15 protein-coding genes are annotated in these 16,608 nt (G+C 65.8%); 10 read left to right on the forward strand and 5 right to left on the reverse strand.

What is annotated here, in order from left to right; translation table 11 throughout:
* The first annotated feature begins 87 nt into the window (after positions 1-87).
* The 5 genes from ACQZF9_RS20190 to ACQZF9_RS20210 all read left to right on the forward strand — a co-directional run bounded on the left by ACQZF9_RS20190 (position 88) and on the right by ACQZF9_RS20210 (position 6,791).
* Positions 88-1,677: a peptide chain release factor 3 gene (locus tag ACQZF9_RS20190; protein ID WP_428310761.1), complete on the forward strand. Its 1,590-nt coding sequence runs from the start codon at positions 88-90 to the stop codon at positions 1,675-1,677.
* Between the two features lie 211 nt (positions 1,678-1,888).
* Positions 1,889-3,184 carry an OmpA family protein gene (locus tag ACQZF9_RS20195; RefSeq protein WP_428310762.1) on the forward strand — a complete coding sequence of 432 codons (1,296 nt, stop codon included), beginning with the start codon at positions 1,889-1,891 and terminating at the stop codon, positions 3,182-3,184.
* A gap of 207 nt (positions 3,185-3,391) precedes the next feature.
* Positions 3,392-4,633, forward strand: coding sequence for an MFS transporter (locus ACQZF9_RS20200; RefSeq protein ID WP_428310763.1), 1,242 nt, complete (start codon positions 3,392-3,394; stop codon positions 4,631-4,633).
* A gap of 230 nt (positions 4,634-4,863) precedes the next feature.
* Entirely contained in the window at positions 4,864-5,850 is a 987-nt protein-coding gene (locus ACQZF9_RS20205) for a peptidoglycan-binding domain-containing protein (protein ID WP_428310764.1), read from the forward strand.
* 11 nt (positions 5,851-5,861) lie between these two features.
* Positions 5,862-6,791, forward strand: coding sequence for a peptidoglycan-binding domain-containing protein (locus ACQZF9_RS20210; RefSeq protein ID WP_428310765.1), 930 nt, complete (start codon positions 5,862-5,864; stop codon positions 6,789-6,791).
* A 20-nt stretch (positions 6,792-6,811) separates the two neighbouring features.
* On the opposite strand, the gene ACQZF9_RS20215 is transcribed toward ACQZF9_RS20210, so the two are convergent.
* Complete coding sequence (locus ACQZF9_RS20215) at positions 6,812-7,480, reverse strand: hypothetical protein (RefSeq protein ID WP_428310766.1); 669 nt, start codon at positions 7,478-7,480, stop codon at positions 6,812-6,814.
* Between the two features lie 15 nt (positions 7,481-7,495).
* Between ACQZF9_RS20215 and ACQZF9_RS20220 the strand changes: the two genes are divergently transcribed.
* Positions 7,496-7,792, forward strand: coding sequence for an acylphosphatase (locus ACQZF9_RS20220; RefSeq protein ID WP_428310767.1), 297 nt, complete (start codon positions 7,496-7,498; stop codon positions 7,790-7,792).
* 85 nt (positions 7,793-7,877) lie between these two features.
* Here the strand turns inward: ACQZF9_RS20220 and ACQZF9_RS20225 are convergent, their stop codons facing one another.
* The 3 genes from ACQZF9_RS20225 to folE all read right to left on the reverse strand — a co-directional run bounded on the left by ACQZF9_RS20225 (position 7,878) and on the right by folE (position 10,709).
* Complete coding sequence (locus tag ACQZF9_RS20225; protein ID WP_428310768.1) at positions 7,878-8,729, reverse strand: SDR family oxidoreductase; 852 nt, start codon at positions 8,727-8,729, stop codon at positions 7,878-7,880.
* A 279-nt stretch (positions 8,730-9,008) separates the two neighbouring features.
* Positions 9,009-9,989 carry an acyl-ACP desaturase gene (locus ACQZF9_RS20230; RefSeq protein ID WP_428310769.1) on the reverse strand — a complete coding sequence of 327 codons (981 nt, stop codon included), beginning with the start codon at positions 9,987-9,989 and terminating at the stop codon, positions 9,009-9,011.
* A gap of 141 nt (positions 9,990-10,130) precedes the next feature.
* Positions 10,131-10,709, reverse strand: a complete 579-nt coding sequence (gene folE, locus ACQZF9_RS20235) for a GTP cyclohydrolase I FolE (RefSeq protein ID WP_428310770.1) — start codon at positions 10,707-10,709, stop codon at positions 10,131-10,133.
* A gap of 87 nt (positions 10,710-10,796) precedes the next feature.
* Here folE and ACQZF9_RS20240 point away from each other — a divergent pair, with 87 nt between their 5' ends.
* The 4 genes from ACQZF9_RS20240 to ACQZF9_RS20255 all read left to right on the forward strand — a co-directional run bounded on the left by ACQZF9_RS20240 (position 10,797) and on the right by ACQZF9_RS20255 (position 14,141).
* The gene (locus tag ACQZF9_RS20240) at positions 10,797-11,609 is read left to right on the forward strand and encodes a ParB/RepB/Spo0J family partition protein (RefSeq protein WP_428310771.1); all 813 of its coding nucleotides are present in this window, start codon (positions 10,797-10,799) and stop codon (positions 11,607-11,609) included.
* 289 nt (positions 11,610-11,898) lie between these two features.
* Complete coding sequence (locus ACQZF9_RS20245) at positions 11,899-12,768, forward strand: WYL domain-containing protein (RefSeq protein WP_428310772.1); 870 nt, start codon at positions 11,899-11,901, stop codon at positions 12,766-12,768.
* A 78-nt stretch (positions 12,769-12,846) separates the two neighbouring features.
* On the forward strand, positions 12,847-13,605 hold the full coding sequence (locus tag ACQZF9_RS20250) for a M48 family metallopeptidase (protein WP_428310773.1): 759 nt from the start codon (positions 12,847-12,849) through the stop codon (positions 13,603-13,605).
* A 119-nt stretch (positions 13,606-13,724) separates the two neighbouring features.
* A complete protein-coding gene (locus tag ACQZF9_RS20255) occupies positions 13,725-14,141 on the forward strand; it encodes a CBS domain-containing protein (protein WP_428310774.1) in 417 nt (138 codons plus the stop codon).
* A gap of 397 nt (positions 14,142-14,538) precedes the next feature.
* On the opposite strand, the gene mnmG is transcribed toward ACQZF9_RS20255, so the two are convergent.
* The gene (mnmG, locus tag ACQZF9_RS20260) at positions 14,539-16,437 is read right to left on the reverse strand and encodes a tRNA uridine-5-carboxymethylaminomethyl(34) synthesis enzyme MnmG (RefSeq protein ID WP_428310775.1); all 1,899 of its coding nucleotides are present in this window, start codon (positions 16,435-16,437) and stop codon (positions 14,539-14,541) included.
* Between the last annotated feature and the right edge of the window lie 171 nt (positions 16,438-16,608).

Genomic DNA, 16,608 nt, shown 5'->3' on the forward strand with positions numbered 1-16,608 from the left:
AGCCCGGGATCGTGCACCCGGGTTTCACCCGGACTACGACGGCCCACACACCGCTACAATTCGCACCCCGCATTCAGGCTGCACCCCATGTCCACCGTTGCCGAGCAGGCGCTGCGCCGCCGCACATTCGCGATCATCAGCCATCCCGACGCCGGCAAGACCACGCTGACGGAGAAGCTGCTGCTGTTCGGCGGCGCGATCCAGCTGGCCGGCACCGTCAAGGGCCGCAAGGCGACGCGCCACGCCACCTCCGACTGGATGGCGCTGGAACAGCAGCGCGGCATCTCGATCACCACCTCGGTGATGCAGTTCCCGTACAACGGCAAGATCGTCAACCTGCTCGACACGCCGGGCCACGAGGACTTTTCCGAGGACACGTATCGCACGCTCACCGCGGTCGACAGCGCGCTGATGGTGATCGACGCCGCCAAAGGCGTGGAAAACCGCACGATCAAGCTGATGGAAGTGTGCCGGCTGCGCGACACGCCGATCATCACCTTCGTCAACAAGCTCGACCGCGAAGGCCGGCCGCCGCTGGAGCTGCTCGACGAAGTGGAAAAAGTGCTCGGCATCCAGTGCACGCCGATCACCTGGCCGCTGGGCATGGGCCGCGATTTCAAGGGCGTGTATCACCTGCTCGAAGACCGCTTCTACCTGTACTCCGGCGACAAGCACCGCGTCTCCGAAATCGAGACCATCGACGGTATCGCCACGCCCGGGCTGGCCGAACGTTTCGGTGCGGTTTTCAAGACGCTGCAGGACGAAATCGAGCTGCTGCAGATGGCCGGCACCGACTTCGATCTGGAGCGGTATCGCGCGGCCAAGCTGACGCCGGTGTTCTTCGGCGCGGCGATCAACAACTTCGGCGTGCGCGAGCTGCTCAACGGCTTCACCGACTGGGCGCCGGATCCGCTGCCGCGGCTGACCGAAGGCCGCGAAGTGATGCCGACCGAGCCGAAATTCAGCGGCTTCGTGTTCAAGATCCAGGCGAACATGGATCCGAAGCATCGCGACCGCGTGGCGTTCCTGCGGGTCTGCTCCGGGGTCTACCGCAAGGGCATGGCCCTGCACAGCGTGCGCCTCGGCGGGCCGGTGCGCGTCAACCACGCGCTGATCTTCATGGCCGCGGACCGCGAGTCGGTGGAGGAAGCCTATCCGGGCGACATCATCGGCTTGCACAACCACGGCACGATCGCGATCGGCGACTCGTTCAGCGAAGGCGAGGCGCTGCGCTTCACCGGCATTCCCAACTTCGCGCCCGACCTGTTCCGCCGCGTCGTGCTGAAGGACCCGCTGAAGGCCAAGCAGCTGAACAAGGGCCTGGACCAGCTCAGCGAGGAAGGCGCGACCCAGGTCTACCGGCCGCTGACCAACAACGACATCATCCTCGGCGCCGTCGGCACGCTGCAGTTCGACGTGGTGCAGTTCCGGCTGCGCGACGAGTACAGCGTCGAATGCGTGTTCGAACCGGTACAGGTGTACTGCGCGCGCTGGGTGGTGGGGACCGACGAGAAGCTGTTCAGGGCCTTCGTCGACAAGAACGAGACGCGCATCGCCAAAGACCACTACGGCGATCTGGTCTACTTGGCCTCCAGCAGCGTCAATCTGTCGATGACGCAGGAGCGCCACCCGGACGTCCGTTTTCTCGACACCAAAGAGCACGGCGGCGCCCAGTAGCGTCGACGGAAAAACGCGGCGAAAGAGCAGAAACTGCTCTCTATACCGAGGCTTACATTCGCCCCATTCAGGTTAAATTAATTCGTTCAGCTAACCATAGCGGCTGTTGAGTGGCCGGCGCGACATTCGGGGGGAGGGATCTCCCGGGGTTGACGGCGAACAAAGTCCAAAAAATATCGAGCTGTTGTTTACCCCTAACAGGAGGTTGCCCATGTCGTCCCGACTGCGTTGTCTTGCGCTTTCGGCTGCCGCGTTCTGCGCAGTTGCCGGATTCACGCAAAAATCGATCGCCGCAGAACCCGAATCTGCCGGTTATGAAGAGCCCAAAGCCTATATCGGCGGCGGCGCCTTCTGGAATCACCCCGACTCCAACCGCAACATGGACGACGGTTGGGGCTCGCGCGCCTTCATCGGTACGCGTCTCGACAGCGGCCTGATGTTCGAAGGCAACGTGTTTGGCCTGCAGGGCAAGCGCGACGTCGGCTCGGGCAAGGATTCGGCCTGGGGCGGCGGCGGCGACTTCGTGTTCCCGTTCACCACCGGCGGCTTCCAGCCGTTCATCCTCGCCGGCGGTGGCTACACCAGCGAGAAGGTCAATGGCGACAACGGCGGTGCCGGTTACGCCAATGTCGGCCTGGGCTTCTTCGTGCCGCTGACCGAAGGCCTGAAGCTGCGTCCGGAAGCGCGCTACGTCGCCGTGTTCAGCGACCACGGCTCGGCCAGCGGCGACGACAGCCCGCTGTATGACCTCGAAGTGGGTCTGGCGCTGCAGGCCGACATCGGCAAGCGCAAGCCGCTCGATGCCGACGGCGACGGCGTGGTCGACCCGAACGATGCCTGCCCGAACACCCCGGCCGGCGTCCAGGTCGACAGCCGCGGCTGCCCGCTCGATGCGGACGGCGATGGCGTGGCGGACTACCTCGACAAGTGCCCGAACACCCCGCGCGGTGCGCCGGTCAATGCCCAGGGCTGCCCGGTCGACTCCGACGGCGACGGCGTTGCCGACTACCTCGACAAGTGCCCGAACACCCCGCGTGGCGCCACGGTTGATGCCAGCGGCTGCCCGATCGACAGCGATCGCGACGGCGTGCCGGATTACGCCGACAAGTGCCCGAACACCCCGTACGGCCTGAAGGTCGATGCCGAAGGCTGCGTCCGCGAAGCCCAGACCATCGTGCTGCAGAACGTCAACTTCGAGTTCAACAAGGCAACCTTGACCGCCGACAGCAAGACCGTCCTCGACGGTGTCGCCACTGGCCTGAAGAGCGATCCCAACATGAAGGTCGAGCTGGCCGGTCACACCGACAGCAAGGGCAGCGATGCCTACAACCTGAAGCTCTCGCAGAACCGCGCCAACTCGGTCAAGGCCTACCTGGTCACCCAGGGCATCCCGGCCAGCCGCCTGACCGCGAAGGGCTACGGCGAGACCAAGCCGGTCGCGACCAACGACACCGACGAGGGCCGCGCCCAGAATCGCCGCGTCGAGTTCCGCGTGCTGGCGAAGTAAGCCTCAGCGTCAAGCGGTAACCAGGGCCGGACGGCGCAAGCCGTCCGGCCTTTTTCGTGGGCGACAGAAAACGCAGCTGCCCCTGTAGGAGCGGGTCCTACCCGCGACTGCGCCGGTGGGGCCTCAGTCGCGGGTAGGACCCGCTCCTACAAAAGCATCGCTAACCGGCTGCGCTTTTCCGCCGGTATCTGTACCCTGCGCGACTTCATGAATCGCCCTGCTCACGATCCCTACGCTGCAATGCGGCTGGCGCCGTTCCGCCGGCTGATCACCGCCAACCTGCTGCTGAGCACCGCCACGCTGATCCAGGAAGTGGTGATCGGCTACGAGCTCTATCAGCTCACCCACGATCCGCTGGCGCTGGGCCTGGTCGGCCTCGCCGAGGCGCTGCCGTTCATTGCGCTGGCGCTGTTCGGCGGCCATCTCGCCGACCGCCGCGAAAAAACCCGGCTGATGCAGATCGCCGGCAGCGTCATCGCCGCCGGTTCGGCCTTGCTGATCTGGGCGATGCTGCCTTCGACTCAGGCGATGCTGCCGCAGCCGGCGCTGCTGGCGATCATCTACAGCTCGGTATTCCTGCTCGGCCTGGCGCGCGGCATCTACTCGCCGGCCTCGGCCTCGCTGCGGCCGTTCCTGGTGCCACGCGAGATCTATCCGAACTCGGCCAGCTGGAGCGCGACCTTCTTCCAGTCCGGCGCGATCGCCGGCCCGGCGTTGGCCGGCTTCCTCTACGTGTTGCTTGGCCTGACCGGAACGCTGTGCGTGGTGCTGGGCATGGTGCTGCTCAACATCGTGCTGATCGGGCGCATCCCCAAGCAGCCGGTGGCGCCGGCGCCGAACCCGGTGGCGCTGTGGGCCAGCCTGCGCGAGGGCATCGCCTACGTCTGGAAGACCAAGATCCTGCTGTATGCGATCTCGCTGGACATGTTCTCGGTGCTGTTCGGCGGCGTGGTCGCGATCCTGCCGATCTTCGCCGCGGACATTCTCAAGGTCGGGCCGCAGGGCCTGGGCCTGCTGCGCGCGGCACCGGCAGCCGGCGCGCTGATCACGGTGATCGCCTGCAACTGGTATCCGCCGACGCGCCGTCCGTGGGCAACGCTGCTGACCGTGGTCGCCGGCTTCGGCGTCGCGGTATTGGTGTTCGCGGTCTCCGAGACGTTCTGGCTGTCGGCTGCGGCGCTGTTCGCCAGCGGCGCTTTCGACAGCGTCAGCGTGGTGATCCGCAACACCTTGCTGCAGACCTTGCCGGCGGACCACATGCGCGGCCGCGTGTCCTCGGTCAACAGCATCTTCATCTCGGCGTCGAACGAACTCGGCGCCTTCGAATCCGGCCTCGCCGCCAAGCTGCTCGGCACCGTGCCCTCGGTGATCGCCGGCGGTATCGCGACACTGGCCGTGGTCGGCTACATCTGGACGCGCTCGCGCGCGCTGCTCAAGGTGCGGTTGTAACCACCCAGCGGCCCTTCGTTCCTCCCGAGTAGTTCGCGCAGCGAACGTATCGAGGGACGCATCGCCGCTGTGTCCCTCGATACGCGCCTGCGGCGCTACTCGGGAGGAACGGGATTTTGTGAACGCCGCGTAGAAGCAAGGGATCGCTGGGAAATTGATGACCGGTATGGATTGTCCGCTTGGCGTGGCTGCGGTGCCCGGCTAGGCTTGCCGCACACCCGGGAGAATCCATGCTTCGCCACCGTTTTGCCGCCGGCCTGCTGGCAGCGGCCTCCGTCTCCGCGCCAGCCCTGGCGCAGGAAGCTCCCTCCGCTGCCGGCTTCGATACCAGCCTGCCGCTGCGTGCGCGTCCGGGCGAATGCTATGCCCGCGTCTACACGCCGCCGCAGTTCAAGACGGTCAGCGAAACGGTGTTGAAGAAGGCCGCGTCCGAGCGCATCGACGTGCTGCCGGAACGCTACGAATGGGACGAGCAGACGGTGATGGTCAAGCCGGCCAGCGAGCGTGTCGTCGAAGTCGTGCCGGCACAGTACCGCTGGGAAGAAGAGCAGGTGCTGGTCAAGCCGGCCGGCGAGAAGATCGAGCAGATTCCGGCGACCTACAAGACCACCACCGAGCGCCAGCTGGTCAAGCCGGCGTCGCAGGAATGGAAGCGCGGCCGCGGCCTGGTCGAGAAAGTCGACAACCTGACCGGCGACATCATGTGCCTGGTCGAGATTCCGGCCGAGTACCGCGACGTCACGCATCAGGAAGTCGACCGCCCGGCGAGCACGCGCAGCATTCCGGTCCCGGCCGAATACCAGACCGTGCGCCGCCAGGTGCTGGTCAAGGAAGCCGAGGTGCGCAAGGAAGAAGTGCCGGCGCAATACCAGACGGTGAAAGTGCGCAAACTGGCGGAGCCGGCGCGCGAAAACCGCATCGCCATCCCCGCCGAATACCAGACCGTGACGCGCCAGGAGAAGGTCGCCGACGGCCACATGCAATGGCGCGGCGTGCTGTGCGAAACCAATGCGACGCCGGACACCGTGCGCGCGCTGCAGCAGGCGCTCAAGAGTGCCGGCTTCTATAGCGGCCCGCTCGACGGCCGCATCGGCAGCGGCACCGCGGAGGGCGTGCGTCGCTACCAGGCCTCGCAGGGCATGGCCCAGGGCGGCATCACGCTGGAGACGCTGGAACGCCTCGGCGTGCCCTCCGCCGGACGCGCCACGGCCGGCTGAGGCGCCCTGTCTTGAACCGCAAACTGCGTCGCGCCGCGCTGCTGTTCGCATCCGGCCTGCTGTGCTTCGCCGCGAGCGCCGCCGAGGACGGCCTGCTGCTGGCCGAACCACCGCGCGCGCAGCCCGGCGAATGCTGGGCGCAGCTGGTGCAGCCGGCGCGCTACCAGCGCAAGACCGAGTCGGTGCTGAAGACCCCGGCCGGAGAGCGCGTCCAAACCGTGCCGGCGCGCTACCAATGGGTCGAGAAGACCGAGATCCGGCCGGCGGGCAAACGCCGTGTCGTGACCCGGGCCGCCGAGTACGAAGTCAGCGAAGAACAGGTGCTGGTGCGGCCCGCCGGTTCTCACGACAAAGTGCGGCCGGCGCAGTACAAAACCATCGAGGAGCGCGTGGTCACGCGCACCGGCACCGTGCTCAAGCCGGATCCGGTCAGCGGCGAAATGTGCGCGGTCGAAGGGCCGGTCGAATTCCAGATCGTCAAACGCAAGCTGCTGGTCGAGCCCGCGCGCAGCGAGCCGGTCGAGCAGCCGGCCGTGTACAAGACCGTGCGCCATCGCAAGCTGATCACGCCGGCTGAAACCAAGCTGGTCGACGCGCCCGAGCGCAGCATCAAACGCCGCGTGCGCGAGCTGGTCGAGCCCGCACGCCAGATCCGCATCCCGACGCCGCCGGTGTACGAGGACGTGGTGCGCGTGATCGAAGTCGCGCCGGCGCGCAACCAGTGGGTCAGCGTGGTCTGCGACACCAATGCCACGCCGCAGCTGCTGCGCCGCGTGCAGCAGGCGCTGGCCAGCGAAGGCTTCAACCCGGGCGCCACCGATGGCCGCTGGAACTCACGTTCGGGCCAGGCGCTGCGCGCCTATCAGGACAGCAAGGGCCTCACGCAAGGCGGTCTGACCGTTGAAACGCTGCAGGCGCTGGGCCTGACGCTGAGCTCGTAGCCCGGCAGCCTTGCGCCGGCCTATTTGCGCTCGGCGGTATTGACGATCGCCGCCGCCACCTGGAACGGCTGCTTGCCGAAGCGCCTAGCCAGTTCCGGCGGCAGATGCGATTTGTCGACCTGCAGCAGCGACAGTTGCGCATAGCCGTTGGGCGTGCGCGTCGCCCAGTTCTCGGCCTGCGGTCCGGCGCCGCGCGACGGCTGTATGCCCATCGCGGCGAGCTTCTCCTGTTGCGGCACGAGGCTGTGCGCGCCGTCGTCGAGCGGCTCGGTCGAGGCCTGCACTTCCATCCAGGTGTTGAAGTCGTGCGTCAGCAAGGGCGCAGCGACGCGCTGCACCAGCCGCGTCGCCAGCACGCGCTGCAGGCCGGCATTGGCGATGCGCACCGCGCGGCCCGCTGGTTCGATCGCACGCGAACCGGAAGTCGCGGTCGACGACATGGCGGCGCCGGCGGCCTGCATCAGCGCCGGCCGCAGCACCGAGGCGAAATTGGTCTGGAAATGCGCGCGAAAATGCAGGCGCTCGCCGTCCTGCTGCGGCTCGCGCAGCAGCTGCAGATCGACCTTGCACAGCGAGCCGAAACTGCCCGCCGGAATCGCCGCGGAGAAATTCAGGCGCTCGGGCAAGGTCGAGTCTTCATCGGCCAGACTCGCGGCCGCGCGCTCGCGCCAGCGTTTTAAAATGCCCATGTCGGCCCTCCTGCGATGACTTTCGAACCCGGTGAATCGATGAGCTCATGTTACCGCTTCAGCGTGAACGGTCGCGTTCAGGGTGTGTACTTTCGTCAGTCGACGCGACAGCGCGCACAGCAGCTCGGTCTGTGCGGCTGGGTACGTAATTGCGATGACGGTTCGGTGGAGGGCCTTGCCTGCGGCAATGACGATGCGCTGCGGCAGCTGCGCGAATGGCTGCAGCTGGGTCCGCCGGCGGCGAAGGTGGAGCGGGTGGAGTGGGAGGCCGACTCAATGCAGTCGTTCGGCAGCTTCGACGTACTTCGCTAGCTCCGCCTGTAGGAGCGGACCCTGTCCGCGACTCACGCTTCGAGAGCACAGTCGCGGACAGGGTCCGCTCCTACAGGTGCAGCCACTACTTGCGGTTCACCAGGAACGCGGCGGTGCTCTTCAGCGCCTTGCGGAAGAAGAACTCCGGCGCGAAGCGCTTGATCTTCGCGAGCCGGCGCGACTCGGCATGCGTGATCACCAGGAAGCGGTCGTTCTCGACCGCATCGAAAATATCGCGCGCGACGTCGGCGGCGCCGACGCTGGCCTTGTCCATCAGGCGCTCGACGATGCGCTGCATCTGCGGCGCGGTGCTGTGCGCGTCGTCGGCGATTTCGCCTCTGCCGCTATTGAGCAGATCGGTCTTGAAGAACGACGGCGCCGCGACGGTCACGCCAATGCCGTCGCCGTACAACTCGCTGCGCAAGGTCTCGGACAACGACAGCACCGCGGCCTTGCTGACGTTGTAGCTGGCCAGCGCCGGCGGATTGGCGATGCCGGCGAACGAGGCGATGTTGACGATGCGGCCGGCGCGCTGCGCCTTCATCAGCGGAATCACCGCGCGCGCGCCGCGCACGCAGCCGAGCAGGTTGATGTCGAGCACGAAACGCCATTGTTCCAGCGGCGAATCGACGACGGTACCGGCGGTGGCGACGCCGGCGTTGTTGATCAGCACGTCGATGCCGCCCCAGGTTTTTTCCACCTCGGAGACCGCCGCAGTGAAGCCTTCCTCGGCGCGCACGTCGAGCGCCAGCGCCAGTGCAACCGCACCGCGCGCGGCCAGATCGGCAGCGGTTTTCTGCGCCGCATCGAGGCGCACGTCGCTGCAGGCGACTTTCCATCCTGCACCGGCGAACTGTTCGGCCAGCGCGCGGCCGAGGCCGCTGCCGGCGCCGGTGATCAGGACACGCTGGCCCTGAAACTTCGGCAGTGCGGCCACGGGCGGCGGCCTAGGGCCTGTGAACGCTTATTGGATCGCTGCGCTGGCCCCGGGGAGGACGCAGTGCAAGGATCGACTGACGCGGTGTACGGGATGTACACGAGGAAGGAGAGACGCGGCAATGCGTCCTCCCCGGGGCCAGCCCGGAGGGTTGCCGCCCAAAAGACGGCCATACCGCGTTGCTCGTCGTCACCATAGTCATCACTATGCCTCCTCCTCGCGCCTTGCCTGGCCGTCTTTTGGGCGGCAACGCAACGAGCCAATAAGCGTTCACAGGCCCTAGATGACGATGTCGCGGTTGTAGGCGAAGGCAAACCGGAACGTCTTCGGCTTTTCCTTGCTGTCGACGTAGTCCGCCATGCGTTCCAGGCGCGCCGGCACTTTCATCAGCTTTTCCTGCGCTTCGGCACCGGCGCCGTTGAGGCCGGTGAGCTGGTCGACCTGCCAGTGCGCCAGACATTCCTCGACGATCTTCTGATACTGGCGCGCGCCGAAGATGTCGGCGCGACGCACCACTTCGCTCATGTCGTCGAAGCCGGCGATGCGGTGGCCGGGCATCGAGAAGTTCGACACCACTTTCTGCAGCGACACCAGCGCGCGATCCGGATCCAGGCGGATGATCTCGCCGAACATCGAGCGATAGAACACGTAGTGACGTGCCTCGTCGCCGGCCAGATGCGCGAGCACGCGCTGCAGCAGGCTTTCGCGTCCGGCGGCCATGCGGCCGGTATTGGCGTGGCTGAACTGCGTGGCCTTCTCCTGCAGCGAGGTGTAGGCGAGCAGGCGATACGGATCCTGTTCCCATTCCGGATCGAAGCCGGCCTCGATGTAGGAATACTGCAGGCGCTCGAGTTCGCCCATGTTGAACAGGCGCGCGTCGCGGACGTAGTCGCGCAGCGCACAGCCGTGGCGATCTTCCTCGGCGGTCCACATGTTGTTCCAGTCCGACCACGCGGAATGCTCGCCGAAATACACGGCGATCAGGCGATGGAAATGCGGCAGGCCTTCTTCGGTCAGCAGGTTCAACGCGACCGCGACGCGGATCACGTCGGGCAACTCCAGCGCAGCGGCGCGCACTTCGCGCAGCGACTCGTCCCAGCTGCCGGGCAGATCGGCGTCGGCCGGCACCAGTTCGTTGGGGAACCACAAATTGCGACGTTCCTTGTGCGCCTCCATTTCGGCGCGCACGAAGGCGTCCATCGAAGCGAGGACTTCGACCTGGCCGGTCTTCTCCAGCCTTAAGCCTGGGGCTGAGCCCATCTTCAAACCTCCAACCCGGATGACGACGGCCGTCGGGTAGTGTCGACTGTGTACAGGGAATGCCCCGGGCCGGCCTGAAATTCTACCCGATGCCGCTGCCTGGGCCGGACCGATCGGTCAATGTAGGCCATGGATGGCCGGCTAGGGGCGCCGCACGAGTTCGAGGAATTCGGCACGCGTACGGGAATCCTCGCGAAAGCGGCCGATCATCATCGATGTGACCATCGCCGAATTCTGCTTCTCGACGCCGCGCATCATCGAGCACAGGTGTTTCGCTTCGATGACGACGGCAACGCCGGCGGCGTTGGTGACGCTCTGGATGCACTCGCCGATCTGCTTGGTCAGGTTCTCCTGGATCTGCAGGCGGCGCGCGAACATGTCGACGATACGCGAGATCTTGGACAGGCCGACGACCTTGCCCTGCGGCAGGTAGGCGACGTGCGCGCGGCCGATGAAGGGCAGCAGGTGGTGCTCGCACATCGAGTACAGCTCGATGTCGCGCACGATCACCATTTCGTCGTTGCTCGATTCGAAAATCGCGCCGTTGACGATGGTATCGATATCCTGCTCGTAGCCCTGGGTCAGGAAGCGCATCGCCTTGGCGGCGCGGGCCGGCGTACGCGCCAGGCCTTCGCGATCCGGGTCTTCGCCCAACTGCTGGATGATGGCTCTGTACTGCTCTTCCACGATAATGCCCTTCTGGAGTGGCGTGTCGCGCATTGTGGCATAGGCTTTCGTGAGTGCCGCCGTTCCGGATTCAACCCTGCCGACCCGCCGAGTCCGTTCGATCAAACACCGCAGCGCAGCATGAGCACCCGACCCGCCGACGCCATCCGGCACATTCCCGTCGACATGATCCGCCCCGGCTCGCAGCAGGCGCGGCGGCATTTCGACGCGGCGAGCCTGGCCGAGCTGGCGCAGTCGATACGCGAATCCGGCGTGATTCAGCCGGTGGTGCTGCGCACGCGCGTCTGGGGTTACGAGTTGCTCGCCGGTGAGCGCCGCTGGCGTGCATCGCAGGCCGCGGGCGTGCACGAGATTCCGGCGATCATTCGCGACGATCTGTCCGACACCGAAGCCTTCGTCGTTGGCCTGATCGAAAATCTGCAACGCGAATCGCTGACGCCGATGGAAGCCGCCAGCGGCATGAAGCGCCTGGGCGAGGTGTTCGAGCTGACGCACGAGCAGATCGGCAAGCGCATCGGCAAGTCGCGCGAGTACGTCAGCAATTACCTGCGGCTGCTGCACCTGGCGCCGGAAGTCGCGGCGCTGGTCAACGAAGGCCATATCCATCTCGGCCACGCCAAGGTGCTGGCCGGCATGGCGCTGCGCGACCAGGTCGGCATGGCCGACGAAATCATCCGCCACAAGCTCACGGTGCGTGCGCTGGAGCGGCGCGTCGCGGCGCTACGCGACGCCAGCATCATGTTCAAGCCGGTGTCCGGCAGCGGCGTCAAGAACAGCGACTGGAGCGCGCTGGAGCGCGCCTTGTCGGATCAGCTCGGCTATCCGGTCAGCGTGCTCGCCGAGCGCGGTGGCGAAGGCGAGCTGCGCGTCAAGTTCCATTCGCTGGACGAACTCGAAGGCCTGCTCGAACGTATCGGCTATCGTGCGGACTGAGGTGGCGGCATGAGCTTATGTCGCCTGTCGAATCGCGGTTCATCGTGCGCTGCCGATACGTCCTGCGGCTTGCACGCTGACCAAAATGTAAGCTTGCAACTTATCGACAGATCGAGGGGATAAGCCTGTGGATAAGCGGCTCCGAAAGTGCCTGAAGGCCCCGTTCTATATGGCTCGACAGCGCGATGACGATTTTTTTACCGTTTTAAGCTGACTTACCTTCCCGTCAGTAATTTCATCGTCCCGTCAATGCATTGAGTGCAGACAAGCCACCGAATCCAACATCGAAATGATCACCGCCGACACCGCCAAGCTGCCCTGGGATCAACGTCAGCGTTTCATGCTGCTCGAGGCGCGCGTGATCTGGGACGGCCGCATTCGCGCCGGCGATCTGCGCGACGCGTTCGACATCAGCACGCGCAAGGCCGAAAAGGACATCGAGCTGTATCGGACGCGCTGCCCGAACAATCTGCTGCTCGATCACGACACCGGCATCTATCGCGCCGACGATCGCTTCGAGCCGGCTTTCCTGCGCGGCAGCGCCGAAGAATTCCTGACCGTGCTGCGTCATCACGACCTGGCCCAGGATCTGCCGCTGGCGATGGCCGCCGCGGGCCACGTGCCGGCGGAAACACTGGACCTGCCGCAGCGCGAATTCGACGTGCGCGTACTGCAGCGCATCGGCAGCGCAATCCGCGAACGGCGCTGGCTGGCGATCGAATACCAGTCGATGAACCGGCCCGATCCGCGGCGTTTGCTGATCGCGCCGCATTCGCTGGCCTATGTCGGCCGCTGGCATGCGCGCGCCTATTCCGGCGAGCACCAGGCGTTTCGTGATTTTCTGCTGTCGCGGATCATCGGCCTGCCGGAACTGGGCGAGACGGCGAACATCGCCAGCGATCAGGACTGGGACTGGCGCAACCACGTCACCGTGCGCATCGGCCCGCATCCCGGGCTGACCGAGCCACAGCAGCGCGTGGTCGAACACGATTTCGGCATGCGTCGCGGCGTGCTCGAGAAGAACCTGCGGCTGGCGCTGGTGCCGTACCTGCTGAAGATGCTCAACGTCGGCCGCGGCGACATCGAGCGGCCGGCCTCCGAGCAGCAGATCGTGCTGCTCAACCAGGCCGAGCTGGACGCATTCAACCGTCTCGGTTGAGTGCCTCCCCCAGTTCGTGATTTTTTGATGCATAATATTTTCATCGGCAACATTTAGGCACGTCCGCGACTCGTTGCAGTGAACCCTTCCGACCAACTCGATCTGCTGTTCGACTCCTACACGATCAGCGAGCGCATCAGTGCCAAGTCGCGCAGCATCCGCGTCGAGGTGGTGTCGTCGAGCGAAGTGGTGCTGGTGATTCCGCGCTTCGTCTCGCGCCAGGTCGCGCGCGAATTCCTGCGCAGCCGCGAAGACTGGATCCGCCAGAAGATCGGTGAGTGGAAGCTGCGCGAAGCGCGCGACGCCGAGTCCGGCCCCAGCCCGCAGCTGCGCTGGGATGGCAACGACCTGCTGCCGCTGCGCGATCACCCGACTGCGCTCAAAGTGATACCGGCGCAGGTGCGCGCGCCGCTGCTGCGCATCGAGGCCGACACCTTGAGCCTGTTCTGCTCGCCGTCTCTGCTGTCGCATCCGGCCAAGCTGGAAAAAGTGCTGCGCGAGGCACTGCGCAAAGAGGCGTTCAACGACGCGCAGAAACTGATGACGGAAGAAGCCGCGCGCCTCGGCGTCACCTTCGAAGGCCCGCGCATCGCCGACCAGAAAACCCTGTGGGGCAGCTGCGCGCCGTCGGGCCTGATCAGCCTGTCGTGGCGGCTGGTGCTGACGCCGCCGCCGGTGTTCCGCTACGTCGTCATCCACGAGCTGTGTCACCGCGTGCACCTGGACCACTCCGAGCGCTTCTGGGCGCTGGTGGAGAAACAGATGCCGGATTTCGAGCGCCACCGCCGCTGGCTGCGCGAACATGGTCAGCGTCTGCACTGGTACTTGCCTGGCTAGGTGCCTGCCGGGCAGCTCGTCCGGATGGCGGTTGTCGGCGCCGGGTGCCGGGAGTAAGGTTCAAGGGCGCTCAGGGATGAGCGCGCTGTATCCGCTCAGGCACCAACCGGCACCCGACCATGGCTACGCTCGATTCCGTTGTCGTCCGCGATTACATGACGACCAGCCTCATTTCCTTCACGCCCGATACCGAGGTCATGTCGGCGGTGCATGCGCTGGTCAAGCACCGCATCGCCAGCGCGCCGGTGCTCGACCACCAGGGCAGCCTGGTCGGCATGCTGTCGGAACGCGACTGCCTGTCGATCGCCTTCATCGCCTCGCACGACACCTGCGTCGCCGGCCCGGTGAGCCAGTTCATGAGCACCAAGGTGGTCACCGTGTCGCCGGACACGAGCCTGACGCATCTGTGCACGATGTTCACCAACTCCTCGCACCGGCGTTATCCGGTGGTCGAGGAGGGCAAGCTGGTCGGGATCATCTCGCGGCGCGATGCGCTTCGCGCGATCGGGGATGCTTGCGCCAGTGCGGAAGCCTAGAGCGTTGTAGCTGCTCGCTCCTTGCCTGCTGTGCCCTGCTAGTTTTCAGCCTCGCCGGCGGGCCTTAGAGAAAGCACACCCTGGAAAGGGCAGCCGGTACAGCGAAGTATCCGAACCTGTAGGAGCGGACCCTGTCCGCGACCGTGCCGTTGGAGTGTGAGTCGCGGACAGGGTCCGCTCCTACAGGATGAGCGCTTCGCTTTTGACTGTCCGGGTGCCCTTGAGAAGCGCCGTGGAAAAAGTCGCGCGCAGTGGACCCCGAGCACGGCTTTTTCCACGGGTACCGGCGCAGCCGACGCTTCTCCAGGGTGTGCTTTCTTTTGGTGACGCCTCGATGCACAAGAAAAGAAAAGTTACCCCCGGCCGGGCAGGCCAAAACCACACAGAACGCAGGCCCCTAGGCCGTAGCCATCACCCGCAACAACCCGATCTTCTTCAGGTGAACCATCAACAATGAAACCGCGGCAGGAGTAACGCCGGAAATGCGCGACGCCTGCGCCAAGGTCTCCGGCCGATGCTGCATCAGCTTCTGCTTCACTTCGTTGGACAAGCCCGATACCGCCGAATAATCCAGCTCCACCGGCAAGCGCGCATTTTCATAACGTGATGCGCGCTCGATCTCCACTGTCTGCCGCGTCACATAACCCGCGTATTTCACTTCGATCTCGACCTGCTCCGCCGCCAGCGGATCGATAGCCGCATCGGCCAGTCCCAGATCACGCAGCACCGCGTAACTGCCCTCGGGCCGGCGCAGCAATTCCAAAGCCGAAACACGATTCGAAACCGGCGCCGGTCCGAACACTGCCACCGTCGCGGGCTCGGCCAACTGCGCCGGCTTCAGCCACAGGCAATCCAGCCGCGCGCGTTCCGCATCGATCGCCTCGCGCTTGGCGACGAACCGCGACCAGCGCTCGTCGTCGACCAGCCCGAGTTCACGGCCCACCGGCGTCAACCGCAAGTCCGCATTGTCCTCGCGCAGCAGCAGGCGATGCTCGGCGCGCGAGGTGAACATGCGGTAGGGCTCGTTGGTGCCGCGCGTGATCAGGTCGTCGACCAGCACGCCGATGTAGGCCTCGTGACGCAGCGGGATCCAGGCTTCTTTTTCCGCAGCGAAACGCGCGGCATTGACGCCGGCGAGCAGGCCCTGCGCCGCTGCCTCTTCATAGCCGGTGGTGCCATTGATCTGGCCGGCAAAGAACAGGCCCTGCACCGCCTTGGTCTGCAAGCTGCGCGACAGATCGCGCGGATCGAAGTAGTCGTATTCGATCGCGTAACCCGGCCGCACGATGCGCGCGTTTTCCAGGCCCGCAATCGTGCGCACGAAGCGCTCCTGAATGTCATAGGGCAACGACGTCGAAATGCCGTTCGGATAAATCTCGGTCGTACTCAGGCCTTCCGGCTCGAGAAAAATCTGGTGGCTGAGCTTGTCGGCGAAACGGTTGACCTTGTCTTCGACGCTCGGGCAATAACGCGGGCCGACACCTTCGATGACGCCGGTGAACATCGGCGAGCGGTCGAAGCCGCTGCGGATGATGTCGTGCGTGGCCTGGTTGGTGTGCGTGATATGGCAGCTGATCTGCTGCGGATGCTGCGCGGCGTGGCCGATGAACGAGAACACCGGCACCGGCGTGTCGCCGGGCTGCGGCAGCAGTTTGTCCCAGGCGATGGTGCGGCCGTCGAGCCGCGGCGGCGTGCCGGTTTTGAGCCGGCCGGTGCGCGGCATCAGTTCGCGCAGACGCGCCGCCAGCGGCAGCGACGGCGAATCGCCGGCGCGGCCGCCCGGATGGTTCGCCAGGCCGACGTGGATGCGGCCGCCGAGAAAGGTGCCGGTGGTCAGCACCACCGCGCGCGCGGTGAAGCGCAGGCCGATGCGCGTGACCACGCCGGCGACGCGGGTGCCGTCGACGATCAGATCGTCGACTTCGTTCTGGAACAGCGTCAGGTTCGGCTGATGTTCGAGCGCGCTGCGCACGTAGGCCTTGTACAGCGCGCGATCGGCCTGCGCGCGCGTCGCGCGCACCGCCGGACCCTTGCTCGCGTTGAGCATGCGGAACTGGATGCCGGCGTGATCGGCGGCGCGCGCCATCAGGCCGCCGAGCGCGTCGATCTCGCGCACCAGATGGCCTTTGCCGATGCCGCCGATCGCCGGATTGCAGGACATCTGGCCGAGGGTGTCGATCGACTGCGTGACCAGCAAGGTGCTGGCGCCGGCACGCGCCGCGGCCAGCGCGGCCTCGGTGCCGGCATGGCCGCCGCCGATGACGATAACGTCGAATTGCTGTGCAGCAGAACTCATGGCAGCTGGCCGGGCCGGGCCCGTGGTCGCAAAAGGCTGGCGATTTTATCAGCAGCCGGCGACGGTCGCGGTTTTTTTGCGAATCGTCGGATCAGGCGGGCCTCGCTGTCGGAGCCCGCATGAACCGTCGAGTGGAACCCGCCATCGGCCTTGCGCCGGCCATCGCGCCCG

Origin of the sequence: Hydrocarboniphaga sp. (assembly GCF_965279055.1) — a bacterium.
Lineage (GTDB): Bacteria > Pseudomonadota > Gammaproteobacteria > Nevskiales > Nevskiaceae > Hydrocarboniphaga.